Genomic DNA, 23,315 nt, shown 5'->3' with positions numbered 1-23,315 from the left:
CAAGTCCTGAGGTGGCCCGGGCTGTTACAAGTTTCCATCCGTGGTCAAGCCGCCTTCGGCGGAGCATCGGTGCTGCGGCGAGGAAGAGCGGGGAAGTCGAGGGGCAGGCACGACGATCCGATGGGAGGCGGCCCGCAAGAGGGACGGGCGCGCCGGGAGATGGATCGGTGGAGGAGCTGTTTGGTGAGCTGCTTCCGGTGGCACCGCGGAGGGGTCGAGCGAGGGGAAGCACAGCGCTGACGAGCTGTCATCATGGCCCGCACTCACGAGATGGGCACGGACACGAGGTCTACCTGTTGGTCGCGTGCCCGCCCACCGGCGGGCTGCGGCTCTTCGGCCGGTCCCGCCGGCGGCGGCGCGCACCACGCCGACAAGCGGCGTGAGCCTCAGATTGACGGCATTACGGCTTGTGCGGATGAAGGTCTCCCGATTTGGTGGTCGGTCATAGTCATGGGCACGCGCAGAGCCGATGAGACCCGGAAACCGACAGGCGCCGATGGGCGAAGGGAAGAAGAGGAGAGAGGCGGAGGAGGCGAGCAGCGGGCCGGGGTTCACCGAATCGTTTCGGAGCCAAATCGACGGGGACCCCTCCAAGATCAGCTTGGGGGGCATGGGAGGGAGAATCGCGGGCAGGGGCGGTGCCCCTCCCGAATTAGCGTGCCAGTGTAATTGCCCCCCAAACTGATCTTGCCCCGCCGATTCAGCACCACCGCAACGATTCGTCAAACCCCTCGCGCGCGTGCACAAGTGTGCGAGACGTGGTCGAATTGGAGTATGGAGATATCGGGTGCCGGTGGCTATGACGAAGACATCATCGTGCCGTATGTTCGGGAGCGCCTGGAGAAGTATCTGAGGGCGTTTGACGGCGTTCGGACTACCCATCGGGGCCGCCCTGTTAGCGAGGTGCGCAGCGCGCTTGACAAGGCATTCGAGGCTGAAGACCTGGAAGTATGGAACGAAGTTCGAGACGACGCAGCTCGAGTGATCTCTGAGGGGAGAGGTCCGGCGCAATCGACCTGACCTCAACCCCACCTGAGGTCCAGGTGCTGGTGCCCGCCTGAGTGAGCAACTGCGTGACAACGCCGATGGGTGACCATGGACACTCGCGGAATTGCGGCTTAGGTGTCGATTGTTTTTCGAATTTCGCCGAGATACTCCCAAGCCTTAAAAGCGGTCCTTCCTCCCACCCAGTCCATTACAACACGATATTCGCAATTGTTCTGGCGAAGCTTTGCTGGAACCTTGTCTATATAGCCTTGCATCATTTCAGAATCCTTACTGCATAGAATGGACAAAAAAAGCGTAAGATCGTCGACAGGTGTGGCATTTGAATCATTGTCGGGCACGAGTTCGTTGTTGTAGGTCCAGTACGTACATTCAAGGTCCCTTCGTGTTTGCAGCAATTCGGGTGTCGGTATAATTTGACACTCTGTCGCACTTGTGTGGTATTCATGCTTCTCGGTCTCAACCTCCAGTAGGTGCAGGCAATCCCCTATTGACCTATACATTTCAATTAATGCTTGTCGTTGCAAAGCGATCTGTCGCGCCTTACGATCTGCGACGGCTGTTGCCTGGATTTCTAATCGCACAGCTTCAAGTGCCCCACGCACTTGAAGGCGTGTACCCCAAGCGGTGAAGAACCCGCCTACGAAGGCCCCCAAGACTCCAGCTATGACACCCGCCCAGAAGTCCATACGCCCATGCTGCTCGAAAGGGAACCCAGGTGTGCACTCCTGAGGCCAAAGAGTTCCAACGAGTGCGGGGATCCCGCATAGCAGTGGCAGTCCATACAGCAACGCCGTCGTACACGAGGGCACCCCAACGCCCGCATCTACCGACCAAACAGGGCTGCGACCGATCTATGAGGAGCCTGCCCTTGCCTTGTAAGCAGAAGGTTGGGTGCGTGACAACGCCGGCACCGCGGTCAGGTGGTTCACGGCGGCATACCGGGGCGGGGCACTTTGGGGGCACATGGCTACGGAAAGCGCTGGCAAGCGATGACAACGAACGGAAGCGTTTTCGCAGGTCACTTACGGTCGAGAGTGAAGCCTTGCAGGTAGCGAGCATGCAGAATCAAAACCCGGCCTACAGGCCGACTCGTCCGCCCGCCAACCCGCGACCTAGGGTTTGTCCCCGCTAGCCAAGATCGGGCACATTCAGGGCACATGGTCCTTGATAGCGAGGTAGGGCACCCGACTGCGTGGTCACTGTGCCGAGGCGTGCCCCGCGTCGGTCATTCGCTTCTCCAGAAGATCCTGCGGCAGCGCGTATACGTGGGCCAACTGCCGTAGTTCGTCCACCGTCGGCGCCGACGCCGCACCGTCCTCGATCGCTACCAGACGCTCTTCCGATATGTGGGCCAGCTTGGCGGCTTCCTCCACCGTCTGCTGTCCGAACTCCCGGTCGGCCCGCAGATTCTGGCCCAGCCGTACTAGCTGTTCGAGCGAGACCGTTGCCGACACCGATGGCCGAGGCGATTGCCCATCAGAGGGCGCAGTCAGTGACTGGCCAAGGACATACAGGCCCACCAGTACGATAATCGCCAGCCCGCCGCCTGCTCCAGCCTTTCGAGTGAAGCGACCACGCGCGTCCCTGGGGTGCTTGCTGGGATTCCACGACATACCCGGACGTTACAAATTGTCATCGCGCAGCTCCAGAAACATTCACTAGGCGACCTAGTGACGGCTTGAATACCGCGCCGCGACTGGTGATGGGCCGCAATTTGTTCTGCTCCGGCCATACCGGCGCGGCTCCTTCTTCGGAGACGCGGGACCGTAGCACAGCTCTGAGGGCTGTTTGGGGCTGATCTGCGCCGCCGCGCGGCCAGCCGCGCATGGTCTGCGCCACCGGCGGGGGCACCCACGCTTAGGGGGTCGGGCCCTTTGGGGGCACGTAGCTACGGAAAGCGCTGGCAAACGATGACAACGAACGTAAGCGTTTGCGCAGGTTGCCCGTAGGTCAGAACGGATACGTGCAGGTGGGGAGCGTGCGGAATTTGAACCCGGCCTTCTGTACCAGTCGGTGGACAGGGCGAGAGCCATCCGGGGTTCGTCGGACTGGTTTTTGAAGCGAATGAAGTCAGTGGAAAGTCAGCGAACTGGCTGAGACCGTGTTGCATCGAGCGGCAGTGCATGGTGAATGCAGCGTGCTGGACAGCGTGCGTTGACATCCGCCGACACAGGTTGGGACGCTGAACCCGGGTTCGCATAGAAGGGGTCGACGCAGTGTCGCGCCGGCCTGTCTGCTGGGCAGTGGCGCCGTGAACCCGGGGATCAGGAGCTAGAAACGTACCGGTGTTGCGACCCCGTGATCTGCGGTGGCGAGACTGCTTGGTGTGCAAGAGCGAGATGGGTGGCGGGCGGCGTTATCCCCACAGGTTCGTGATCAGATTGACGAGCAACTTCGTCGTCGGCGCCTGATAGCAGCCATCCGGCTGTTGCGTTCCGAAGGCGGGTTGGATCCTGTGCCTGGGCTGTATGACGCACAGGACATGCTGCAGGAACGATTCGTGTGGTTGGCCGAGCAGGGATTGGTCGATCCCGAAGAACCGCCTGCCCAGGTGCCGCAGATGGTTGAGGCGGTCAATGCGATCACCGACCCGGTGGTAGCGGTTGAGGCGCTGTGGGACGGCGATACGCAGGGCTGGTTTGTGCGACTGTTCGCGATCGTGCAACGACCGGGCAGGGAACATCACCGCTTCGACGAGCAGCCACTGGCGCTGTTTAGTCGCGGGGGTGACCTGCGCTTGTTAAACGGTGCTGTTCCTCCTTGGCCGGAAGCCGCCGAGGCTGTCGAGAAAGGCCAGGCGGTAGCCCGCAGCCTTGGCGTGCCGTTCTACTTCGCCAGCCCAGACACACCTGATGATGAATTGCCACGCTGGTGGGACTCACAGGCTGCTGAACGTAGGTGATCACGACTTGTCGAAGGTACGTCGACGCTCGCGTTGGCCACGGCTGACGGTCGGCGCAGCCCAGGCAGACAAGCGCCAAAGCACCCCGTCCAGGTCTGCCAAGCCGAAGCTGTGTACAGCAGAGAAATACAGCAACAGGACCGCACAACACCGGCGCGGGCCGAACCCAATCCCACACCTCAGCGCGGGCGAAGGCCTTGCACCGGGGGCTTGCCAATAGTTCGCATCGAAGGGGTCTGGGGTTCAAATCCCCATAGCTCCACCATGACGAAAGGCCCGCCAGGTGAACGCCTGGCGGGCCTTTTTGCTGCTCAGGAGCCGTTCAAGGAGCCTCGGGCCGATCTTCCTTTGCGCGGGGGCCGTGGCCGCCGGGTCAGCCGGCGCGATCGAGGTGAGCGGCGTTGTCGTACGACTCACGGGCGTCGAGCAGTTCGTCCCAGTGCCCCTCAGCCCAGGCGCAGGCGACCGCCATCGGTTCGAGCATGCTGCGGCCGAGCGGAGTCAGCTCGTACTCGACATGTGGGGTGGCCTGGGCGTAGACGGTGCGCTTGACCAGGCCGTCCCGTTCGAGGGACCGAAGCGATTGGGTGAGGACCTTGGGAGTGACGCGGTTCAGCGGCACGCGTAGCTCGGAGAACCGGCGCGGCCCGTGCTCGAGGCAGCGGATGACGAGGGGCGCCCACTTGTCGCCGAATCGGATCGGATTGAGCGAGGACGGACACAGCTCGTCGAACATGTCGGCGGGCAGGGGTTCCCTCATGGCCTCACGATAACCGGTATCCCGGTGGTAACCGCGGCCCCGGATAGCTTCCGGGAAACGGCCGGAAACAAGGGGATCCGGCCCTGGTGAGAGGCGGTTCACCATGAACATCGTGGTCTTCGGCGCGGGTGGCCGGGCTGGCCTGCAGGCGGTCGCGGAGGCGCGTCGCCGCGGCCACCAGGTCACCGCGGTGGTGCGCGACCCCGCAAGCCACAATGACCTGTCCGACGTGCGGGTAGTGGCCGGCGACGTCACGGACCCGGTGAGCATCGAGCATGCCGCCGCCGGGCATGACGCCGCCATCAGCGCCGCCGTGGACCTGTCCGTGCCACCCCACGACTTCTTCACCACGTCGGCCTGTGCCCTGACCACCGGCCTGGCGAAGGCGGGCGTGCCCCGCCTGGTGGTGGTCGGCCTCGCATCGATCATGCCCGGTGCTTCCGGCGCTCCCCTGATGGACGAGCCCGGCTACCCCAACGAGTACCGCTCCTTCTACCTCGGCCACGCCGCAGGCCTCGATGAGCTTCGGACCCGTGACCTCGACTGGGCGTACGTGGCGCCCGCAGGCGACTTCAACCATGACGGCACGCGCACCGGCCGGTACCTGGTCGCCGATCATGGCGACCCAGCCAGCCGGATCACATACGCGGACTTCGCGATCGCACTGCTCGACGAGATCGACGCGCCCTCCCACCACCGCGCCGCCATCAGCGTCCGGGAGGCATGATGCCCGAGGTCCACGACAATCCGAACCCCTGGGTCGCCGAGCACATCCGCCGTTTCGAGGAGACCGGCGGCCGACCACGGCCGGGCGTGAACGACCTGTTGCTGACGACCCGGGGCCGGAAAACGGGTGAGCTGCGCCGCACTGCACTGGTCTACGGACGCGACGGCGACCGTTACGTCCTGGCGGCCTCAAACCGCGGCGCAAACCACCACCCGGCCTGGTACCTGAACCTGCTCGCCGACCCGTATGTCACCGTGCAGGTCGGTACGGAGACCTTCACCGCACGAGCGCGCCCTGCCGCTGAGGCAGAGCGCCCACATCTGTGGCGCCTGATCGTGTCGGCCATGCCGCAGTACGCGGCCTACCAGGAGCGAACCACCCGCGAGATCCCCGTGGTTCTCCTGGAACGCGTCTAACGCCGGCCGCGGCCATCCGTGTCAGACCGGTATGGCGGAGGTCAGCCGGAATACTTGAACACGGGGTCGGAGAAGCCGCCGGTCGAGGTCCAGACGAGCGTGCTCTGGAGCACTGTGGACTTGAGGACGAAGGTGGCCTTCCTGCCGTCATCGGTGATATCGGCGCGCTTCCAGCCGTCGAAGTTCTTGGTGAGATGGTGATCCCATTCGCGCAGGTCTCCCAGCCCCACCGCGGCGATGGACTCCGTTGGCGGCTCGCCGTCCGCGCAGTAGCGGCCGAAGTTCGCGATCGCCGTGACCGTGCCGCCCCTGGCTTGGAGTTTGATGCTCTGGCAGGCGTCGGTCTTCGTCCGGTAGATCAGGTGTGGCTTCGTCCATTCCCCGGCTTTCGGGTTGTAGTGCTGCTCGAACAGCCCTTCACCACGCCGGTAGTGCATCGCCACCCGGCGACCGTCCGCGAGCCCTACTTCGCCCTCGAACCAACGGGGATCCGACCCCTCGACGTCGCTTTCACGCGGTTCGTCGCCGCCCGGCGGCGACGGGTTCGGCGTGGGCGTGCGAATCTGCGCGGACGGGGTGACGGTCGCTCGCGCGACCGGTCGTTCCTGGCCACACGCCACCGCGGTCGCGAGCAGCGTCACGCAGGCCAGCATCCGGGTCCCCGCTGCGCGCATCGCATCTCCCTGTGGTCCTGCAAAGCAGGCCTACCCGGCTCAGGCTAACAATCCCTCATATGAGCGCGGACGAATCGGGCGGCCACCCGAGGCAACCTTTTGCGCCGCAGCCTCGTGGTAGGAGCGTGACAGACCAAACCAAGCCACCGTCGGCGGACGAGTCGTACGTGGCATTCGTTGAGGTGGCCTGGCAGCGCCACATGCGGCTGGCCGTGCTGCTCGCCGGCGACCGGTGGCGCGCCGAGGAACTGCTGCAGGACAGCTTGGTCAAGGTGTACGAGCGGTGGCGGCGGCTGTCGCGGCTCGACGATCTGCACGCCTACCTGCGCCGGGTCCTGGTCAACAACCACACGTCCATGTGGCGACGGCGTCGCCGCGAAAGCCTCGTCGCGGAGGTCCCCGACCGGGCCGCACCCCCGAACGGCGTCGATCCCGAGGCCGTCGCTCTGCACGCGGCGTTGCGGTCGCTGCCACCGCGACAGCGCGCGGTCGTGGTGCTGCGCCACTACGAGGACCTGTCTGAGCGCGAGGTCGCCCAGGTTCTGGGCTGCTCGGTGGGCACGGTCAAGAGCCAGAACGCTCGCGCCCTGGACAAGCTTCGCCACATTGTCGATCAACCCTCCAACGTAAGAAGCAGGTGACCTGCCATGAACACACTTGATGAGCGACTCGCCAACCGGCTGCACGGCATCGTCGACGGTGAGCCGGACTCCGCGCCCCCGACCGGGATGCTGCTCGAACGCGGCCGGCGCGCACGTCGCCGGCGCACGACCGCTGTGGCCGGTGCGACGTGCGCGGTGCTGGCGCTGGGCGTCGCCACGGCGGCGACCGTCGCGACGGGCCCGGCGCAGGTCCGGCCTGGCGTCACGGCCGAGCCGACGTCGCCGCTGAAACTGACCTCGCCGGCCATGGAACTGGCCTCGGCCGTAACCGCCAGCGAGAACATCAGTTACCGGATGCGGCTGAAGACCGGCAATCAGTCGGGGCAGGGCGGACTGACGTATGAGGGTGCGTTCGACCCGAAGACGGCGACCGGGTACGTCCGTCAGCCGCAGGACGACTCGGTCATCACCGAGCTGCTGATAAACGGCACCAGGTACGTCGGCGGGGAACCGCCGCTGGGCCCGCTGCCCGCCGACAAGGGCCCCGGCGAGACGTACGGCCGCTACGGCCAGTACCCGGGCAAGTACGACCGGCTGTCCCTCTACGGCGACCCGGACACCGTTCTGGGCGCCGCGGAGCCCGACCCGGCGGCGCTGTTCAAGGCGCTGAAGAGCGCGAACGCGACCACTGCGGAGAACCCCGACGGCACGCTGCACTTCGAGTACGCCGCGAAGTCCAAGGTCGGCTCGAGCACCACGTCCGGCGACGTCACCCTCGACGCCGACGGCCGGATCGCGAAGGTGGCACTCGCCGGACGGTGGCAGACGACGGCGAAGGGCCGGCTCGACACGGGCACGTTCACCGCGACGCTCGAGCTGTTCGACTACGGCGTCAAGGTGAAGGTGAAGCGTCCCGCCGACGTGGTCAAGGCCAAGTAGGCATACTCCGCGACGGCCACGGGCCCATTCCCTTGATGAGCTGCCCGCGAACCCGACGGGTCGCGGGCAGCTTTGTCGTGTCTGCCAGCCGGCTCCGGGCCGTTTCCCCAGCGAAAGGTCCGAGTTGACGCCCTCGTACGGCGCGGGCAGCCTCTTCATCGTTGTCGGCCGAGCGGGCTCGGCCGAATCGGGAGGAACGGTGCGGTGATGGCGGACACGACAAGAATGACGGCGGATACCGGGATCTCCATCGTGCCCGCCAACGAGGCGAGCTGGGACGACCTGCGGGCCGTCTTCGGCGCGCGCGGCGATGCGTCGAGGTGCCAGTGCCAGTACTTCAAGATCCGGGACTTCCAGTGGAAATCGGTTCCCGTTGAGGAACGCGCCGAGCGGCTGCGCGAGCAGACCGGCTGCGATGACCCCAAGGCTCGTACGACGAGCGGCCTTGTCGCCTACCTCGACGGCGAACCCGTCGGCTGGTGCGCGGTCGAACCGCGCACAGCGTACGAGCGTCTGCTGCGCGCCCGGGTCCCGTGGACCGGCCGCGATGAAGACAAGACCGATGACGGCGTCTGGGCCGTGACCTGCTTCGTCACTCGCTCGGGCTTCCGGCGCCGCGGCGTCGGCCGCGCGCTCGCGCTCGGTGCCGTCGACTTCGCGCGGGAGCGCGGCGCCCGTGCCATCGAGGGCTATCCGATGATCACGCAGCCGGGGCAGGAGGTGGCCTGGGGAGAGCTCTACGTCGGCAGCAGAAGCATCTTCGCCGCCGCCGGGTTCGCCGAGGTCAGCAGGCCTACGCCCAGGCGCGTCGTGATGCGGATCGACTTCTAGCCGCAGCCGGCGATCATCTGGGTCCGGGATCTCGAAGAGCGCGCGGCGAGCGCCGGCCGTACGAGAAACCGGTGAACCCGCTGTCTGCGACGAGGTGCCCTACCGCCAACGAGCGCACCTCGGATTCGGTCGTCGGGTATGGGGAAGGAAACCCGTCCATCGGTGAGATGCACCCAGTGCGGACGTGGGGAAGAGTTCCGCTGTGGCATGGCCGGATGGATTGCCGGTAATAGCCGATTTCGTTCTGTTGGATTCCCGAAAGGCTGTCATGCGGACCAGACTGACCACTCCTGCCCATGTCAGCCTCGTTCGGTTCGCCGCCGCCGTCGCGGCGGTCGCGTTGCTCGCCGGCTGCGGCTCGGGCGAGGCGCCGACGCGGCGATCCGCCGCCGCGTCGAGCGACTCGGCGCCGACACCCGGGGCGGGGCAGGCGTCACCACTGCCGCAGGAGACGTCCACTTCGCCGGCGTTGCCGAAAGCGTCCAACGGGACCGACCTTGCGGCGTGCAAGGACGCCGACTGTGAAGTGGAGGTCCGGCCGGGTGACCGGCTGAAGATCGATGCCAAGTTCGGTTTGGACGCGATCACCGTCAAATCCTTTGGGAGAGACGAGATCAGGCTGGCTCTCCAAGGCTCCTCGGGCGGGCTCCATGTCGAAGGACGGAATGTCAGCGTCAATAGCGCCTGCACCAACGGTCGCTGCCGTGACGAAGCAGAGATGTCGCTGACCACCGACAGACCAGGACGCATCAACACAATCCAACTGCGCCTGGCAGAGCTGAACTCCGACCGCGCCGTTCTGGCGCTTCTGCCGAAATAGCGATCTGGACCCGAGGCGGGAGCAGGGGGATCGCCATCGGAAGTCACACGCGACAGCTCCCTCGCCCCCGCCGAATTGGTGAAAGAACACCGAGCAAGCGGGATCGTCCGGTCAGCCGTTGGCTGGCATCGGAGGGCGGTAGTCGGCGGGGATGCCCATCTGGGTGAACCAGTCGCGCAGGCTCGCGACGGCCGCGGGATCGGCCACGGCCCCGCACGGCGTGCTCGTCGACGTCGATCTCGTTGCTCCCCATGTAAGGCTCCATTTGAGGAGGAACATCAAGAAGGGTCGAAATTAACGGGTTCGACGCATGCTGTCACCTCGATTTGGACGTGGTGGGGCCCGCGCTCTGGTTCGAATTCCACGGCGCCACGCCGTACCTCGTCAGAGAGGGTCGGCGTGCGCGGCCGCCCGGACGGCCTCGACCGCTTCCTCGGCCGAGCCGCCGAGCCGGGCGACTTCGCTGAGGTAGGCGCGGGCGTGCCGTTCGATCAGGTCCGCTCGCGTCATCTGGGGCTCGGGCTGTGGCAGCACCCGGGTGCCACCACCGCGTTTCCCGCTGACGTAACCGGCCCGTTCCAGCTCCCTGTACGCCCGTGCCACCGTGCCCGTGGCCAGACCCAGGTCGGCGGCGAGTTGGCGAACCGGGGGCAGACGAGTGCCCACGCTCACCACCCCGCACCGGATCAGCTCCGCGAGCTGTGCCCGGATCTGCTCGTACGGCGGCGAGGGACTGGTGACATCTACCTTGATCACGACGGCGTGATCCCCGGACGGGAGAGCAGTTCGGCCAGGTACCAGACGGCCGAACACGCAGAGAGGACGGCGACGCCCAGGAGTGCGCACGTTCCGGCCGTGGCCCAGCCGATGAACTCGCTCTGCCGGTGGAGAGCGTCTCCGGCGACGACGGCGATTCCCGTCAGCGGCAGGGCCACGCAGATGCCGTAGGCCGCGGTGACCACACGGGCCGAGTGCGCTCGCTGTGCGTCATCCAGGGCCTTCGCCGCCGCGTCGAGGTCCAGGCGTCCGCGTCGTACGACTCGGTGGACCACCAGCGCGGAGAGCAGGAACGCGACCGCGAGCACGGACAGCAACGGCCAGGCGTAGAACCAGCCTGGCCACGGGCTTACCGCACTGCGCACGGTTCCGTCCGGGCTGTCCGCGGCCAGCACCCGGCCGGGACGGCCCATGTCGTCGGCGCTCGCCGTGGCGGTGGTGACGGCCAGCAGGACGACGGTGACCAGCGAGAGTGCGCCGGCCAGCGGCGCGGAAAACCTGGACAGGTAATCACGGGCCGTCCTGATCTCCAATGACGCGCCGCGGACCGCCCCGTGCGGCCGCGGTGCGGCGGCCTCTCCCGTCAGCGTGCCGAACAGGATGCCCAGGCCCAGGGCGGGGGTCGCGAGCAACGGCCCGCGACCGAGGCCGTCCCAATTCAGGACGAGCCAGGACGCCGTGAGCCCGAGACCCAGCCCCGCGAGCCTGGCCCACAGGAGGCGCCTCGCCGTGGTGCGCAACCCGGAATCGACACCGCTGGGAGACGCCACCGCCCGGGTCGATGAGACGAGCGCTGCGAGGAGCACGGACACCAGCACCAGCAACACGGTGAAGGCCAGGGGGATCGCGGCGGCCACTGCGGCTCCTTTGTATCAACCAGACGATACAAACAATGCCCAATTCGGCCCACTTGTGGCAAGTTATTGATACAAACCCGCACCGGCCGGCGACGCTCCTGTCACCTGCCCATGACCTCCCCACCGGGCCGAACCGTGGCCCCGCCGGGGTTCCTAGTGAATCAGCGGGCGGCGTCCAGGCGGGCGCGGTGTTCATCGTCGAGCCTGATGTCCAGGGCGCCCAGGGCCTCGTCCAGCTGAGCGAGGGAGCTCACGCCCACGATGGGAACCGTCGTGACGTCTCCGCCGATCAGCCAGGCCAGCACCACCTGGTTGACGGTTGCGTCCAGCTCGCGCGCGATCTCCCGTAGAACGGCGAGCCCGCGTACGGTGCCGGGGTGGTCGTAGGCCTCCGGGATCGGCCGGTCCTCGCGGGTGTAGGCGCCGGCCATGAGCGTGTTGTACGCCCACAGGGTCAGGTCGGGCTCCGAGCGCAGGTAGTCGAGCATGTCGTCCTGGGCCAGGACGTGGCCGGACTCGGGCAGCCGCACTCCGGGCCGGGGCCGCAGGTAGGTGTGGCGGAGTTGCACGTTGGTGTAGAGCGGCCGGCCGCCTGCCCGCGAGGTGGCACGGGCACGCTCCAGGCGCCAGGCCGCCACGTTGCTCGCGCCGATCTCGCGGACCTTGCCCGCCTCCGCCAGTGCGGCGAAGGCGCCCAGGGTCTCCTCCAGAGCAACGGCGCGGTCCTCGATGTGGGCCCAGTACACGTCGATGTGATCGGTGCCGAGCCGCCTCAGGCTGCCTTCGGCGGCCGCGGCGATCGTCGCGGCGGACAGGCCTTCTGCGGAGTTCATGGTCCGGTCGCCGGGAACGGTCGGCCGAGCGCCGCATTTGGTGCTCAGCACCATCCGGTCGCGGTTGCCCCGTGCGGCCAGCCAGCGGCCGATGGACAGCTCGCTCTCGTCGCCGGTGGCACCCTCGGTCCAGAACGGATAGTTGTTCGCGGTGTCCAGCAGGGTGCCTCCGGCCTCGGCGAACCGATCGAGGATCGCGAACACGTCCCTGTCGTCGAGGACGGTGCCGAACGGGATGGTGCCCAGGGCGAGGGGGATGTATTTCATATAGATCATCCTGGCAGCCGAATCCCGTTTCCGGCCGAGTCGCTCCGCGTGGAAGTAGCCGCTACTCACTCTCGTCGGCCGGGTACGGGATCCCCAATCGCTGGACGAATTCGAAGAAGAGATCCTCGGCGAATGGGTCAGACCTGCTCCGGAGCACTTCTGCGATGGGTTCGGCGGGAACGCGGTATCCGGCGTCGGCTGCCCACTTCACCGCCTCTTCCGCGGACTTCTCGCACGAGAGGTAACAGTCATCGACCGCCAGGCCGTCGAGCCGGTAGTACGCGTCCATGTTCTGTCGGTCCAGGCAGGTCGCCCATGAGCCGGTGCTGCGACTGTAGGCATCGACTCCCATGCAGTCGCTGTCGAACACGAATCCCACAAGGGCAGGGCCGCCAGTCTCGTGAGCGAGATTCACCGCGAGGTCGGGCGGATCCGGCAATGACTCCACCGCATCCAACTGCCAGATCTGCCAGCCATCCAGCGGACGTGCGCACTCATGTGGACGACCGTCATAGCTCTTCAGAGCATCCAGCCTGATGAGCGGCGCTTCAGTCCGCGCAACCACGAATACTCCCCAGAAGCCCATGAGCGCGATCTTGCCGTATGACATGCCAAGAACTGGCCTATGTCGCCATATCCTCGCCGAGCGCCCCCATGGCTCCGCCAATGTCAGAGGCCGGTTCCGATCACTGGAACCGGCCTTTCTGATCTTCTGAACGCCTTACGGCTTGAAGAGATCATCCGCTCCCGAGAAGGAGCGGTCGTGGCTGCATGGGATCTCGATCGAAGCCGGAGGCCGATTCACTGCGTGGCGGCGGTTCGCAGGGCGTGGAACTGCTTCAGCAGGGCCGCGTCGCCGGAGATGCGGACGGACGCGTCGTCGTCCCGGTTCCAGAGCCAGCGGAGGAGCGGGGCCGCGTCCCCGCTCACCAGCGCTTCTCCGTCGAAGCCCGTGGCCGCGTCCTTCACGTCCACATGGCCGGGCTGTGCGCCCTCGCCGGCCACGGCCGTCAGCGTCCAGGCGTGGTGGCTCGTGGAGACCGTGACCGGGCGCTCGTCCGGGTCGTCGAGAAGGGTGCCGAAGTCGTCCAGCCAGCGGGTGCTTCCGTAGCCCAAGAAGAGCTTCAGGACCTCGTCGACACCGTCGAGGGCGAGATCGTCCGGGATCGGGGACACGGGCCGCCCGGCCGCGAGCTCGGCGTCGATGCGATGGATCACCGTCTCCTGAGCCATGCGGCGGATCCAGAAGCCGACGGTCTGATCGGGCTCGTGCCACGTGGCCGCGGGGTCGGCCGGAGAGTGCGCGGAGAACTGCCCGGACAACACCGCATGGGCCCTGTCCAGAGAGGTCACAGGATCGGAGTCGAGTACTCCGGGCGGCCACTCCTCGGGGAAGGCCCCGAGGCGGATGCACTCGGCTTTGTGCAGGTAGACCTCCGCGACGTGTCGCGCGAGGTCGCCGGCGGACCAGTCAGGGCACGACGGTACGCGTGCCGACGGATCGGCACTGACGACGGCGGTACGCAACAGGGCGAAGTCGTCCTCAAGACAGCTGAGAAGCCGGGAGAAGTCCATCCGCCCATCGAACCAGCCGCGCCCGGAATTCTGAACCGAGTTTCCAGCGGGCGCGCGCTCTCCCTGCCGGCTGCGGTTCAATCGCTCAGCGGGGCGCCGTGCCACCGCCATTCCCGCAGTCGCGCAAGGCCGGGCAACTCGATGCGCCCCGTGGACCACAGCAGCGCGCGCCACGGGTCGACGGCGCCGGCATCGGCGGTGGCTTGCGGGAACAGTCGAGCGAGTACGCGTGCGCACACATCGCGTGGAGGCTCGAACGGGAGGCCGAGACCCTGCGCGATGTCCTGGCCATGGAGCAGCGCCTCAACGCACCCCATGGCGGCGAAGCCCTCAGGATCGGCCATCCCGGAGGGGTGGTATGCCCGCACATGCGGCGAGGCCGTGCGCACCGTCGCCACCAGGATGCGTCCACCGGCCTCGGCGAACTCCAGCACCTCGGCAGGGGAGGCCTCCTCGTCGGCGTCGGCCATGAATCGCACGTACCTGCCGGTGGGCCGGACCACGATCTGGCCGGCGTATGACATCAAGCAGTCGCCGATGTGCTCGGCCGTCTGCCGGCAGCTCCACTCCAACGTGCCCGCCTGCACGGACCAGTCGCGATCGGCAGCCGGGCCGAGGGCGGCGGCTGCATGGGAGATCGCGGCGTCCAAGTCGTCGGCGGTGACCGTCATGGTGAACTCCTCGGCTCCTTCAAGGTCGAAACAAGCACCGTACGGGAGTTCGCGGCGAAAAGTCGGAGTCTCGATGACCGGCTGAGTGACAACGAGTCCTCCGGCCAGGAGGGGCTCAGCCGATCGTGAAGAGCCTGGCGGCGTTGTCGTGGCAGACGTCGCGCAGCCAGTCGTCCCCGAGATCCAGGTCGGCCAGTGCCCGCAGGGCCTCGCCGTACGGGTAGGGGATGTTGGGGAAGTCGGTGCCGAGCAGGATGCGGTCCTGGAGGTCCAGCAGGCGCGGGATCGCCTCGCGCGGGAACGGTGCGGTCTCCTCGGTGAATCGGGTGAAGGCCATCGTCGTGTCCAGGTGGACCCGCGGGTACCGGCCGGCCAGCGCGAGGAACTCGGCGTATTCGGGGGTCCCCATGTGGGCGATGACCAGCCGCAACCCGGGGTGCCTGGCGAGCAGGGCGGCGATCGGTTCCGGGCCGGTGTGCGGACCGGGGGCCGGGCCGGAACCACAGTGCGTCACGACCGGGATGCCCTGGTCTTCCAGCAGGCTCCAGACCTCGTCGAGCAGCGGGTCGTTCGGGTCGTAGGCGCCCACCTGGAGATGCGCCTTGAACACACGGGCGCCCGACTTGATCGCGCGCGTCACGTACTGCGTGGCGCTTGGTTCGGGGAAGAACGTCGCGGTGTGCAGGCAGTCGGGGGTGCGGGCGGCGAAGTCGGCGGACCAGGAGTTCAGCCACGTCGCCATGTCGGGCTTGTGGGGATAGAGCATCGAGGTGAACGCGCGCAGGCCGAAGGCCCGGAGGCGTTCGACCCGGTCCTCCTCCGCGAGCCGGTAGGAGATCGGCCAGTCGCGGCCCACCAGAGGCCCGGCGGAGTCGAAGTAGGCCCACACCTTGGCGAGCACGCGCTCCGGCATGAAATGGGTGTGCACGTCGATCAGGCCAGGGAGGCCGAGGTCCCGCCAGAATGCGATCACGGGCGCCACGTCCGCCTGCGCATCGCCGTGAGCATGATCGTCCGGAAGGGGGATGGCCCGTCGGGTCGCCTCCGTCATAACGCCACACGCTAGCCGTGGCGGTTCGGGCCGCTCGCTGTCAGGGTGCCTCCGGGACGGCATTCGGCCGAAAACGCTGGACCATATATCGGGTCCCGATATATGGTCCCGTCCATGACCAAGATGACGGAGGCGACGTACTTCATACTCGCCGCACTCCTCGAAGCCCCGCTTCACGGCTACGGGATCATCAAACGTGCGGGTGATCAGTCGGCCGGAAGAGTGAAACTCGCCGTCGGCACCCTGTACGGCGCGCTCGACCGGCTCACTGAGGCCGGCCTGGTGGTGCTGGACAGGGAGGAGGTCGTCGACGGCCGGCCGAGACGCTACTACCGGATCACCGAGGACGGCGTCGTCGCCGTCCGCCAGGAGGCGGTGCGCCTCCAGCAGGCCGCCAGGGTCGTCACGGGCCAGATCGCGGTGATGGGCGCATGAGCGCGACGGCCGCGCTGGAACGGCGCTACCGCAACCTGCTCCGGGCCTATCCGAAGGTCTATCGCCAGTGGCACGGTGAGGAGCTCATCGGGACGCTGATGGCGGCGTCCGATCCTGAGGCCCGCCGTCCCGCGCTCCGGGAGACGTTCGCCCTCATCGCCGGGGGGTTCGCCGCCCGTGCGAGAAACGCCAGGGCCGCGGGGGCGCCCTGGTGGGTGGACGGGCTGCAGTTGGGCGTGCTCGCCGTCGCGACGACCACATTCGCGATGACAATCTACGTCTGGCCGTCCCCGGGGTATGCCGTCCGGCCGATCTGGACGCTCGGCGCGGTCGTGCTGATGGTGGCGATCATCCGTGGATGGGTGCGGCTGGCACTTCCCCTTGCTCTGATCGCCGCGCTCGAGGCCAGCCGTCTCCTGGTCCTGCATGGCGACGCGTGGCAGGTGGCCGACTTCGGTCCGACCTATGTCGAAGCATCGAACATGATTCCCTACTGGGTGATCGTCGCCGGCCTGGCCGTGCTCGCGGTACGGCCAGGGAAGGGTCTCCCCGTCCGATCGTGGGCGTGGCTCCTGATTCCGGCGCTCTGCTGGGGGTTCCAGTTCGTCTACCCGTACTACGACGGCATGTTGCCCTGGATGCTTTTCCGGGCGGGTGTCGAGGTGCTGGTGCTCAGTGCCGCGCTCTGGGCCACGGTCGCGGTCAGGGACGCCAGGTGGGCCCTCGCGGCGGCCGTCTACCTGATCCCCGGCCTGACATACCTGGGCGAGAACCTGTCCATGCACGGCAGAAAGGGCTTCGCCTACTGGGGCCTGCTCACCCTGCTCGTGTTCGCGTCGTTCGTGGTGGCCCGGCGCACCAGGCAGAAGGTCTGAGCCCGCCGCGCGACCGATTCGTCGTCTACCTCGCGGCGCCGGGGCGAGCAGGTTCACCCCGCCGGCTCAGGCGTCGCGGTCCAGAAATGTTCTCAACCACTCCAGCGTCCGAGTCGCCGACGCGTCCCATGTCTTCCGGAACATCGGCTGATCCCGGTGCTCGACCGTCCACATCATCAGTTGGACCGCCCGCAACGCGATGAAGACGTCGATCAGCCGCTCGTGCTCCGCGGCCAGCGGCCGGACGCTGCGGTAGCCGTACAGCAGGGCGGAGCGCAGGCCCGGATAGTCGGGCCTGCGCTTCAGCTCGCCGAGCGTCACCGCGAGGTCGTAGACGTACGGCCCGTAGCCGCAGTCGTCGAAGTCGATGGCGCGGGCCTCGCCCTGCCGGAACAGGTAGTTCTCCTGGTGGAGGTCGGCGTGGATCAGCCCGGACACCTCCGGGTCACCGCCGAGCGAGTCGCGTGCCGCCCGGGCACGCTCGATCGTCGCCCGGACGATCGGTCCGCCACCGGCCCGGTGCACGTCGTCGACGAGCGTCGCGGCACGTGCGGCCACCTCGGGTGAGAGGCCGTCGTCCTGGGTGCGCCCGAACGAGGTGACGTGGTCGACCGGGCCGCGGTGGAATCCATCGGGAGCGCCGAACCGGGCGCCGTGCGACTGCAGGCGAGCCATGAGCACGCCGACCCGCTCGAGATGCGCGGGGGTCAGCCGATCGTCGACGAACCTTCCGTGGACCCATCGGTACAGCACGCAGCTTCGTGCCCCGGGAACGCCGTCGGACTCGGCGACGGTCAGGAGGTCGCCGTCGCGCGTGGGCACCGGCTCGGGAACCACGAGGTCCGTGTCACGGCGCAGCGCCGCGAGCCAGGTCATCTCGGAGCGGACCATCTCGGCCGTGGGCCCGCCGGTCCGCTGGATCCGCAGGACATGACGCCCGCCGCCGGCGGTGTCGATCCGGAACGTCGTGTTGTATCCGCGCATCAGCGGCGTGATCCGCACGGTCTCGACGGGATACGCCTCGACCGCGACCTGCGCCAGCCGCCGCATCCTGCGGACCTGACCGGTGCGGCCGAGTTCCTCATACGGCCGTACGGCTCGCACGGCGGGGCTCATGGGAACTCCTCATCGGGGAGATCTCTCTCATGGAGAGGCGTTCAGACAGGGGAGTGGCGGTAGCGGAGATGTTCCGCCTCCTGGGGCGTGCAGAAGAAACCGGTATCCAACGGGGTCACCGAATATCCCTCGTCCCCGAGAACCCGATAGGTGTAAGCGGCGGCGAAGTCGGTCACCACGACCGGAGCGCCCCCGCATTCGACGACGTACAGCGGATAGCGGGCCATGGTGTCGACCAGAGGCGTGAACAGTGATGCCAGGTAGACGGCACCGATCGAGAGGAAGGCACGCGGCGGAGCGGACCACATCCGGATCGCGGAGAGAACCACCACGAGCAACGCCGCGGCGATGAACTCCACCACCAGGAAGATGCCGTAGAACAGGGCGAACTCGCCGGTGGGGCCGTCAGCCGACAGGAACGTCCACAGCAGCAGGCACAGGCCGGGGAGACCGAAGGTCACCGCCGCCAGCCAGCAGATCGCTTTCAGGAACTCGCGCATGCCGCGATCCTCGGCGCGGCGGCGCGTGAGCGCCTGAGTGCGAACGCTCAAATCTCCGTGCGTGCGTACTCAGCCGGGTCGTCTTCCCCGCACGACGCGGAAGCCGTACGGCGGGGTCTATTCCTCTGCGCCGTCTTCGAGCGCCTTGGCGAAGCCCTTGATGGCGTCCCACACCTGATGCCGGTCGTAACCGCGCATCGCGACCGTGAACGAACTCTGGCGCAGTTCTTCGGCGGTGATGGTGCCGGCGTCGACTCGCGCCAGGACCACGTTGACCTGGTGGCGGTCATAACCCCGGAGCACCACGTCGAACTCCCTGCCGCTCGCCGGCCCGCCGGGCAGGGGTTGCGCGGGAGCGACGACAGCGTGAGCCTCGGCCTCTCCATCCGGGCCCGCGAAACGGTCCTCGACGGCGTCCCACACCTGGTGCCGGTCATAGCCGATCATCGCCACGCGGAACGACGGCTTCTGCAACTCTTCGGCGGTGACGGCACTCGCGTCGAGTCGCTCGAAGAACGCGTCCACCTGCTTCCGGTCATAACCCCGGAGGACCACATCGAATTCTTCGTTCATCAGATGACCGGCCCATCTCTCCGCCACAGGGCGATGACGACTCACATCCGCGCGCGCGGCGCCGCCACGATGGTGCCATGGCGACCGCCGTTCCGCTGGCGAAATGATCGGATTGTACGGTGTACGACTGTTTTGGTGCGCTGTCCATACCGGAGCGGCAGGAGATCGGCGTCAGGGCCGCTCAGCCCATGCCGGCGTACTGCCGGGGCCGCAGCGCCCGGGCACGCAGCGCGGCGAGCGACGCGGAGCGGCCGACCTCGGTCAGCCGCCAGGGTGCGTCCCACGAGCAGTCGGCGCGCAGGGCCAGGGCGTCGAGACGGCGCTGGAGCTCGCCGAGCGGCGCCGCCAGGTCGGGCGGGGCAACCTGGCCGCCCTCGGCCGTGCGCCACCCCTCGCCGTTGACGACGTCGGCGACGCGTTCGCTCAGCTCCCGGTACGGCAACGGCCCGTTGTCCACCAGCAACATCAGAGCCGACTCGCGGATGGAGATCTCGAAGTCGTGCTCGCCCCGGGCCGGGAGCAGCAGCGAGGCGGCCGCCTCACTCCACAACGCCTCCGGGTCGTCGAGCAGCGCGCGTCCCGCGGGCGTCAGCTCGAGCCTTCGGCCCGTACGGCTCAGCGCCCCGAGTTCGTGGACGGCGATCTCCTTCAGGGTGGTCAGCGCGGGGACGTCGGCCTCGCTCCGCACCGACCGGGTGCTCATGGCGTCCCAGCCGAAACGGTCGACGGCGTCCAGGACGAGTGCCCGGGTGAGGTTGAACCTCTCCGTCAGCGGCGCGCCTTTCACCGCGAGGGCCAAAAGCCAGCGGAGCGGCTCGAGATGCGTGCCCGCCGGCGCAGGCACGGGGGCGTGCAGCCGTACCTCGAAGGGCTGGGCCAGCTCACGGCGGGCGCTGCCGCGTCCGAGGACCCAGCGGTTGAGCCGCTCCCCGTGGACCCGGTGCAGCCAGCAGTCGCCGCCGAGCTCGGGCCGAGGGGAGGTCAGCCAGCGGGTGGTCAGCACTATGCGGTCGATCGGGTCACCCGACACGATGGCGAGCTCCAGAGCGGCGGCGCAGGCGAGGTGCGCGCCCAGCTCCTCCGGCCCCATGATCGAGCTCCAGGAGAGCTCCGCGACATTGGGCGGCAGCACCCCCGTCTCCTCCAGCGCCTGGTGGTAGGCGGTGGCACCCGCCTCCTCGCCGTCCCGGGCGTAGACACGGAGGATGTCGGCCGTGAGGGGGGAGTCGCACAACGCGGCGTACCGTCCCATTCCGCCGAGGCGGAGGAGCTCTCCGAGTGCCCGGGCGATGGTCGGCCGGTCGCCCGAGACCTTGATCGGCAACGTGTACCAGAGGAACTCGCACACATCGAGCTGGCTGATGGTCTCCAGCGCTTCGCCGCCGGTCAGCCATTCGACGGCCACACGTGCCGCGTCGGCGGTGTCCGGCTCGGCGCGCTCCAGCTCGGCGAGGAGAGCGGCCACGTCAGGTGCGGGCATGACTCGAAGTCTGCCGTATGCGACCCATCGTTGACGACGACCATGCCTCACTGGTGACCACCCCTGTGACCAACGATACGGAAGGTCAGATCCACGATGTGAAGAGCATTCGTGCGTGCCATTCGTCGTAAGGCACGATCTGGGCGGAAAGGATGGGATAGAGCCACCAGAAGTTGACCAAGGCGAGTAGGACGAAGCCGCCCGCGAACACCGTTCCGACCACGCGCCTGGACGGCCTGGCGTCTCCCCGGCCGATCATGAGACCGCAGGCGAGCACGATGGCGAGGATCATGAACGGCACCATCGGCAGCGCGTAGAACAGGAACATCGTCCGGTGGTTGACGATGGCGAAGTAGAACCACGGCAGCCAGCCGGCCCCGTAGGCGAGCAGCACCGCGCCCGCGCGCCAGTCCCGGGTCGACACGTACCAGGCGATCATCGCGATGAGGGCCGCCGCGCCGCCGAACCAGATCACCGGCGTCCCGGTCCCGAGCACGGCCCAGGAACACGAGGAGGCCCCGCAGTTCGTGGGTGACTCGTAGAAGAACGCGACCGGCCGCAGCAGCAGGGGCCACTGCCAGGGCTGGGACTGGTACGGGTGGGTGGCGTCCAGGCCCTCGTGGAAGCTCAGCACCTGCCACTGGTAGGTGAACCACGAGTGCAGCGAATCGACGACGAAGTGCAGCGGGCCGCCAGAGGTCGCCTCCGCCCAGTTGCGGCCGTAGCCCTTGGCGGACAGGAACCACCCGGTGAAGGAGACGACGTAGACCACCCCGGGCAGCGCGGCCACCCAGCCCGCGGCCAGCGGCACGTCCCTGAGGAATGCTCCGGCGTAGGGCCGGCGAAGGCCGACGGCCCGCCGCGCGCCGAAGTCCCAGAAGATCGTCAGCAGCAGGAAGCCGATGATGAAGAAGACCGCGGTCCACTTGCTGGCCATCGCCGCGCCCAGGCAGAGCCCGGCGGCCAGTCGCCATGGCCGAAGACCCAGAGACGGCCCGAACTCGTCGCCCTCGCTCCGCGACTCGTGCCAGTCGGCCAGGCGTTCCCGCATGCGGTCGCGGTCGACCACCAGGCAGGCGAACCCGGCCAGCACCCAGAACATCACGAAGATGTCCAGCAGTGCCGTACGGGACAACACGAAGTGCAGGCCCTCAAGGGAGAGCAGGAAGCCGGCGAGGCAGCCCAGCAGGGTCGAGCGCGTCATGCGCCGCGCCACCCTGGCGAGGATCAGGATCGAGAGCGATCCGATGACGGCGGTGGCGAATCGCCACCCGAACGGGTCGAGGCCGAAGATCAGCTCGCCGAGGCCGATGAGCCACTTCCCGAGCGGCGGGTGCACCACGTAGTTGGCGCACTGGTCCACCTGCTGGCACGTCTTGAAGATGTTCGCGTTGCCGGACAACATCAGCTTGTCCGCGCCGTCGACGAACTGCCGCTCGACGCCGTACTTGGCGATCGCCCAGGCGTCCTTCGCGTAGTAGGTCTCGTCGAACACGACGGAGTGCGGGGTCCCGAGCCGGGTGAACCGGAGGACCGCGCCGAACACGGCGACCGCGATCGGACCGATCCAGCCCCACCAGGCGCTGCCGGGCATGGGCGGCACCAGCCGATCGCGGAGGGAGACCTGCGAAGCCGTACTCGGCCCCTGGTCCGGCTCCTCGAACGCCTGGTATGGGAAGTCGGTTACGGCCACCTGCGACAGAGTACTGGTGAGGGTGGGCGCGGAACATGGCGTACGCGCTGATTGGGAACATCTGGCCGTTCGCGTGTGAACGTTTCAGGAAGTCATAGGCTGAGCGGGTGCTTATTCTCGCGGGAGCGCCGATCGGACAAATGGGGGACGCCTCACCCAGGCTCCGCGAGGCGCTCGCGAAGGCCGACGTGATCGCGGCGGAGGACACCCGCAGGTTCCGGAGGCTCGCCTCCGATCTGGAGGTGACCGTCACCGGCCGCGTCGTGTCGTACTACGACGCCAACGAGGCCGGCCGGGCGAAGGAACTGCTGGAGGCCCTGCTCGCGGGGCAGACCGTCGTCGTGATCACGGACGCGGGCATGCCCGGCGTGTCCGATCCCGGCTACCGCCTCACGCACCTCGCGGTCGAGGCCGGGGTGCCGGTGACCGCCCTCCCGGGCCCGTCGGCCGTCACCACGGCTCTGGCCGTGTCGGGCCTGCCCAGCGACCGGTTCTGCTTCGAGGGGTTCCCGCCGCGCAAGTCGGGCGAGCGGGCGCGGAGGCTGGCCGCCCTGGCCGGCGAGGAACGCACGATGGTCTTCTTCGAGGCGCCCCATCGCGTGGGCGCCGCTCTGGAGGCCATGGCGGAGGCGTTCGGGGCCGACCGGCGCGCCGCCGTCTGCCGCGAGCTCACCAAGACCTACGAGGAGGTACGGCGGGGCACGCTCGCCGAACTGGCCGAGTGGGCGGCGGGCGAGGTCAGGGGCGAGATCACCCTCGTGATCGCGGGACGGACCGTCGCGGACGCCCCTCCGGTGATGGAGGACCTGGTCGGCGAGGTGGCCCGGCTCGAGGAGTCAGGGGTGCCGCGCAAGCAGGCGATCGTCGACGTCGCGAAGTCGGCGGGCATCCCCAAGCGTGAGCTCTACAACGCCGTCCACGGCTCCTGAGGCG

The 23,315-nt window shown here is 67.7% G+C and carries 26 protein-coding genes; 10 read left to right on the top strand and 16 right to left on the bottom strand.

Features of this window, described 5'->3' with window-relative positions:
• Nucleotides 1-1,118: 1,118 nt before the first annotated feature.
• Both Pmi06nite_RS16615 and Pmi06nite_RS16610 read right to left on the bottom strand, forming a co-directional pair.
• Nucleotides 1,119-1,694, bottom strand: a complete 576-nt coding sequence (locus Pmi06nite_RS16615) for a hypothetical protein (protein WP_203953876.1) — start codon at nt 1,692-1,694, stop codon at nt 1,119-1,121.
• A gap of 510 nt (nt 1,695-2,204) precedes the next feature.
• Nucleotides 2,205-2,462: a helix-turn-helix domain-containing protein gene (locus Pmi06nite_RS16610; protein WP_203953875.1), complete on the bottom strand. Its 258-nt coding sequence runs from the start codon at nt 2,460-2,462 to the stop codon at nt 2,205-2,207.
• A gap of 872 nt (nt 2,463-3,334) precedes the next feature.
• On the opposite strand from Pmi06nite_RS16610, the gene Pmi06nite_RS16605 reads away from it, so the two are divergent.
• Nucleotides 3,335-3,910 carry a hypothetical protein gene (locus Pmi06nite_RS16605; protein WP_203953874.1) on the top strand — a complete coding sequence of 192 codons (576 nt, stop codon included), beginning with the start codon at nt 3,335-3,337 and terminating at the stop codon, nt 3,908-3,910.
• A 373-nt stretch (nt 3,911-4,283) separates the two neighbouring features.
• Here the strand turns inward: Pmi06nite_RS16605 and Pmi06nite_RS16600 are convergent, their stop codons facing one another.
• Nucleotides 4,284-4,670, bottom strand: coding sequence for a winged helix-turn-helix transcriptional regulator (locus Pmi06nite_RS16600; protein ID WP_203953873.1), 387 nt, complete (start codon nt 4,668-4,670; stop codon nt 4,284-4,286).
• A 103-nt stretch (nt 4,671-4,773) separates the two neighbouring features.
• Between Pmi06nite_RS16600 and Pmi06nite_RS16595 the strand changes: the two genes are divergently transcribed.
• A complete protein-coding gene (locus Pmi06nite_RS16595) occupies nt 4,774-5,397 on the top strand; it encodes an NAD(P)-dependent oxidoreductase (RefSeq protein ID WP_203953872.1) in 624 nt (207 codons plus the stop codon).
• Entirely contained in the window at nt 5,394-5,813 is a 420-nt protein-coding gene (locus Pmi06nite_RS16590) for a nitroreductase family deazaflavin-dependent oxidoreductase (protein WP_203953871.1), read from the top strand. Before Pmi06nite_RS16595 ends, Pmi06nite_RS16590 begins: the two co-directional genes overlap by 4 nt.
• 41 nt (nt 5,814-5,854) lie before the next feature.
• Here the strand turns inward: Pmi06nite_RS16590 and Pmi06nite_RS16585 are convergent, their stop codons facing one another.
• On the bottom strand, nt 5,855-6,487 hold the full coding sequence (locus tag Pmi06nite_RS16585) for a hypothetical protein (RefSeq protein ID WP_203953870.1): 633 nt from the start codon (nt 6,485-6,487) through the stop codon (nt 5,855-5,857).
• A gap of 125 nt (nt 6,488-6,612) precedes the next feature.
• On the opposite strand from Pmi06nite_RS16585, the gene Pmi06nite_RS16580 reads away from it, so the two are divergent.
• The 4 genes from Pmi06nite_RS16580 to Pmi06nite_RS16565 all read left to right on the top strand — a co-directional run bounded on the left by Pmi06nite_RS16580 (nt 6,613) and on the right by Pmi06nite_RS16565 (nt 9,679).
• On the top strand, nt 6,613-7,128 hold the full coding sequence (locus Pmi06nite_RS16580; protein WP_239113962.1) for a SigE family RNA polymerase sigma factor: 516 nt from the start codon (nt 6,613-6,615) through the stop codon (nt 7,126-7,128).
• Nucleotides 7,129-7,134: 6 nt separating this feature from the next.
• Nucleotides 7,135-8,028 carry a hypothetical protein gene (locus Pmi06nite_RS16575; RefSeq protein WP_203953868.1) on the top strand — a complete coding sequence of 298 codons (894 nt, stop codon included), beginning with the start codon at nt 7,135-7,137 and terminating at the stop codon, nt 8,026-8,028.
• 225 nt (nt 8,029-8,253) lie between these two features.
• Nucleotides 8,254-8,859: a GNAT family N-acetyltransferase gene (locus Pmi06nite_RS16570; RefSeq protein WP_203953867.1), complete on the top strand. Its 606-nt coding sequence runs from the start codon at nt 8,254-8,256 to the stop codon at nt 8,857-8,859.
• A gap of 202 nt (nt 8,860-9,061) precedes the next feature.
• A complete protein-coding gene (locus Pmi06nite_RS16565) occupies nt 9,062-9,679 on the top strand; it encodes a hypothetical protein (RefSeq protein WP_203953866.1) in 618 nt (205 codons plus the stop codon).
• 384 nt (nt 9,680-10,063) lie between these two features.
• Here Pmi06nite_RS16565 and Pmi06nite_RS16560 read toward each other — a convergent pair whose 3' ends face one another.
• From Pmi06nite_RS16560 to Pmi06nite_RS16530, 7 genes are all read right to left on the bottom strand, one after another.
• Nucleotides 10,064-10,435, bottom strand: coding sequence for a GntR family transcriptional regulator (locus Pmi06nite_RS16560; protein WP_239113961.1), 372 nt, complete (start codon nt 10,433-10,435; stop codon nt 10,064-10,066).
• A complete protein-coding gene (locus Pmi06nite_RS16555) occupies nt 10,432-11,313 on the bottom strand; it encodes a hypothetical protein (RefSeq protein WP_203953865.1) in 882 nt (293 codons plus the stop codon). The genes Pmi06nite_RS16560 and Pmi06nite_RS16555 overlap by 4 nt, the downstream gene beginning before the upstream one ends.
• Nucleotides 11,314-11,474: 161 nt before the next feature.
• Nucleotides 11,475-12,413 (bottom strand): aldo/keto reductase, encoded by a 939-nt coding sequence (locus Pmi06nite_RS16550; protein ID WP_203953864.1) that lies wholly within the window; start codon nt 12,411-12,413, stop codon nt 11,475-11,477.
• A gap of 61 nt (nt 12,414-12,474) precedes the next feature.
• Nucleotides 12,475-13,023, bottom strand: coding sequence for a hypothetical protein (locus tag Pmi06nite_RS16545; protein WP_203953863.1), 549 nt, complete (start codon nt 13,021-13,023; stop codon nt 12,475-12,477).
• Nucleotides 13,024-13,214: 191 nt separating this feature from the next.
• Nucleotides 13,215-13,988 carry a maleylpyruvate isomerase N-terminal domain-containing protein gene (locus tag Pmi06nite_RS16540; protein ID WP_203953862.1) on the bottom strand — a complete coding sequence of 258 codons (774 nt, stop codon included), beginning with the start codon at nt 13,986-13,988 and terminating at the stop codon, nt 13,215-13,217.
• A 77-nt stretch (nt 13,989-14,065) separates the two neighbouring features.
• Complete coding sequence (locus Pmi06nite_RS16535) at nt 14,066-14,659, bottom strand: DinB family protein (protein ID WP_203953861.1); 594 nt, start codon at nt 14,657-14,659, stop codon at nt 14,066-14,068.
• 115 nt (nt 14,660-14,774) lie between these two features.
• Nucleotides 14,775-15,710, bottom strand: a complete 936-nt coding sequence (locus tag Pmi06nite_RS16530) for an amidohydrolase family protein (protein ID WP_203953860.1) — start codon at nt 15,708-15,710, stop codon at nt 14,775-14,777.
• 114 nt (nt 15,711-15,824) lie between these two features.
• Between Pmi06nite_RS16530 and Pmi06nite_RS16525 the strand changes: the two genes are divergently transcribed.
• Together Pmi06nite_RS16525 and Pmi06nite_RS16520 are read left to right on the top strand one after the other, a co-directional pair.
• Nucleotides 15,825-16,145 carry a PadR family transcriptional regulator gene (locus Pmi06nite_RS16525; protein WP_203953859.1) on the top strand — a complete coding sequence of 107 codons (321 nt, stop codon included), beginning with the start codon at nt 15,825-15,827 and terminating at the stop codon, nt 16,143-16,145.
• Nucleotides 16,142-17,020, top strand: coding sequence for a hypothetical protein (locus Pmi06nite_RS16520; RefSeq protein ID WP_203953858.1), 879 nt, complete (start codon nt 16,142-16,144; stop codon nt 17,018-17,020). Before Pmi06nite_RS16525 ends, Pmi06nite_RS16520 begins: the two co-directional genes overlap by 4 nt.
• A gap of 66 nt (nt 17,021-17,086) precedes the next feature.
• On the opposite strand, the gene Pmi06nite_RS16515 is transcribed toward Pmi06nite_RS16520, so the two are convergent.
• From Pmi06nite_RS16515 to Pmi06nite_RS16495, 5 genes are all read right to left on the bottom strand, one after another.
• Nucleotides 17,087-18,136 (bottom strand): phosphotransferase enzyme family protein, encoded by a 1,050-nt coding sequence (locus Pmi06nite_RS16515; protein WP_203953857.1) that lies wholly within the window; start codon nt 18,134-18,136, stop codon nt 17,087-17,089.
• A 41-nt stretch (nt 18,137-18,177) separates the two neighbouring features.
• Nucleotides 18,178-18,636 carry a hypothetical protein gene (locus Pmi06nite_RS16510; RefSeq protein WP_203953856.1) on the bottom strand — a complete coding sequence of 153 codons (459 nt, stop codon included), beginning with the start codon at nt 18,634-18,636 and terminating at the stop codon, nt 18,178-18,180.
• Nucleotides 18,637-18,753: 117 nt separating this feature from the next.
• Nucleotides 18,754-19,209 (bottom strand): DivIVA domain-containing protein, encoded by a 456-nt coding sequence (locus tag Pmi06nite_RS16505; protein WP_203953855.1) that lies wholly within the window; start codon nt 19,207-19,209, stop codon nt 18,754-18,756.
• 181 nt (nt 19,210-19,390) lie between these two features.
• Nucleotides 19,391-20,689, bottom strand: a complete 1,299-nt coding sequence (locus tag Pmi06nite_RS16500; protein ID WP_203953854.1) for a hypothetical protein — start codon at nt 20,687-20,689, stop codon at nt 19,391-19,393.
• A gap of 85 nt (nt 20,690-20,774) precedes the next feature.
• Nucleotides 20,775-22,382: a dolichyl-phosphate-mannose--protein mannosyltransferase gene (locus Pmi06nite_RS16495; protein ID WP_373317304.1), complete on the bottom strand. Its 1,608-nt coding sequence runs from the start codon at nt 22,380-22,382 to the stop codon at nt 20,775-20,777.
• A 140-nt stretch (nt 22,383-22,522) separates the two neighbouring features.
• On the opposite strand from Pmi06nite_RS16495, the gene rsmI reads away from it, so the two are divergent.
• The gene (gene rsmI, locus Pmi06nite_RS16490; protein WP_203953916.1) at nt 22,523-23,311 is read left to right on the top strand and encodes a 16S rRNA (cytidine(1402)-2'-O)-methyltransferase; all 789 of its coding nucleotides are present in this window, start codon (nt 22,523-22,525) and stop codon (nt 23,309-23,311) included.
• The last annotated feature ends 4 nt before the right edge of the window (nt 23,312-23,315 follow it).

The organism is Planotetraspora mira, from assembly GCF_016863275.1.
In the GTDB taxonomy this organism is placed as follows: Bacteria; Actinomycetota; Actinomycetes; order Streptosporangiales; family Streptosporangiaceae; genus Planotetraspora; species Planotetraspora mira.
This window is presented reverse-complemented; position numbering and strand designations above follow the sequence as displayed.

Excerpts from the sequence above, each read along its gene's own strand:
- Pmi06nite_RS16615 (WP_203953876.1), bottom strand. The coding sequence starts at position 1,694 with ATGGACTTCTGGGCGGGTGTCATAGCTGGAGTCTTGGGGGCCTTCGTA.
- Pmi06nite_RS16600 (WP_203953873.1), bottom strand. The coding sequence starts at position 4,670 with ATGAGGGAACCCCTGCCCGCCGACATGTTCGACGAGCTGTGTCCGTCC.
- Pmi06nite_RS16595 (WP_203953872.1), top strand. The coding sequence starts at position 4,774 with ATGAACATCGTGGTCTTCGGCGCGGGTGGCCGGGCTGGCCTGCAGGCG.
- Pmi06nite_RS16590 (WP_203953871.1), top strand. The coding sequence starts at position 5,394 with ATGATGCCCGAGGTCCACGACAATCCGAACCCCTGGGTCGCCGAGCAC.
- Pmi06nite_RS16585 (WP_203953870.1), bottom strand. The coding sequence starts at position 6,487 with ATGCGCGCAGCGGGGACCCGGATGCTGGCCTGCGTGACGCTGCTCGCG.
- Pmi06nite_RS16575 (WP_203953868.1), top strand. The coding sequence starts at position 7,135 with ATGAACACACTTGATGAGCGACTCGCCAACCGGCTGCACGGCATCGTC.
- Pmi06nite_RS16570 (WP_203953867.1), top strand. The coding sequence starts at position 8,254 with ATGACGGCGGATACCGGGATCTCCATCGTGCCCGCCAACGAGGCGAGC.
- Pmi06nite_RS16550 (WP_203953864.1), bottom strand. The coding sequence starts at position 12,413 with ATGAAATACATCCCCCTCGCCCTGGGCACCATCCCGTTCGGCACCGTC.
- Pmi06nite_RS16545 (WP_203953863.1), bottom strand. The coding sequence starts at position 13,023 with ATGTCATACGGCAAGATCGCGCTCATGGGCTTCTGGGGAGTATTCGTG.
- Pmi06nite_RS16540 (WP_203953862.1), bottom strand. The coding sequence starts at position 13,988 with ATGGACTTCTCCCGGCTTCTCAGCTGTCTTGAGGACGACTTCGCCCTG.
- Pmi06nite_RS16535 (WP_203953861.1), bottom strand. The coding sequence starts at position 14,659 with ATGACGGTCACCGCCGACGACTTGGACGCCGCGATCTCCCATGCAGCC.
- Pmi06nite_RS16530 (WP_203953860.1), bottom strand. The coding sequence starts at position 15,710 with ATGACGGAGGCGACCCGACGGGCCATCCCCCTTCCGGACGATCATGCT.
- Pmi06nite_RS16525 (WP_203953859.1), top strand. The coding sequence starts at position 15,825 with ATGACCAAGATGACGGAGGCGACGTACTTCATACTCGCCGCACTCCTC.
- Pmi06nite_RS16520 (WP_203953858.1), top strand. The coding sequence starts at position 16,142 with ATGAGCGCGACGGCCGCGCTGGAACGGCGCTACCGCAACCTGCTCCGG.
- Pmi06nite_RS16515 (WP_203953857.1), bottom strand. The coding sequence starts at position 18,136 with ATGAGCCCCGCCGTGCGAGCCGTACGGCCGTATGAGGAACTCGGCCGC.
- Pmi06nite_RS16510 (WP_203953856.1), bottom strand. The coding sequence starts at position 18,636 with ATGCGCGAGTTCCTGAAAGCGATCTGCTGGCTGGCGGCGGTGACCTTC.
- Pmi06nite_RS16505 (WP_203953855.1), bottom strand. The coding sequence starts at position 19,209 with ATGAACGAAGAATTCGATGTGGTCCTCCGGGGTTATGACCGGAAGCAG.
- Pmi06nite_RS16500 (WP_203953854.1), bottom strand. The coding sequence starts at position 20,689 with ATGCCCGCACCTGACGTGGCCGCTCTCCTCGCCGAGCTGGAGCGCGCC.
- rsmI (WP_203953916.1), top strand. The coding sequence starts at position 22,523 with ATGGGGGACGCCTCACCCAGGCTCCGCGAGGCGCTCGCGAAGGCCGAC.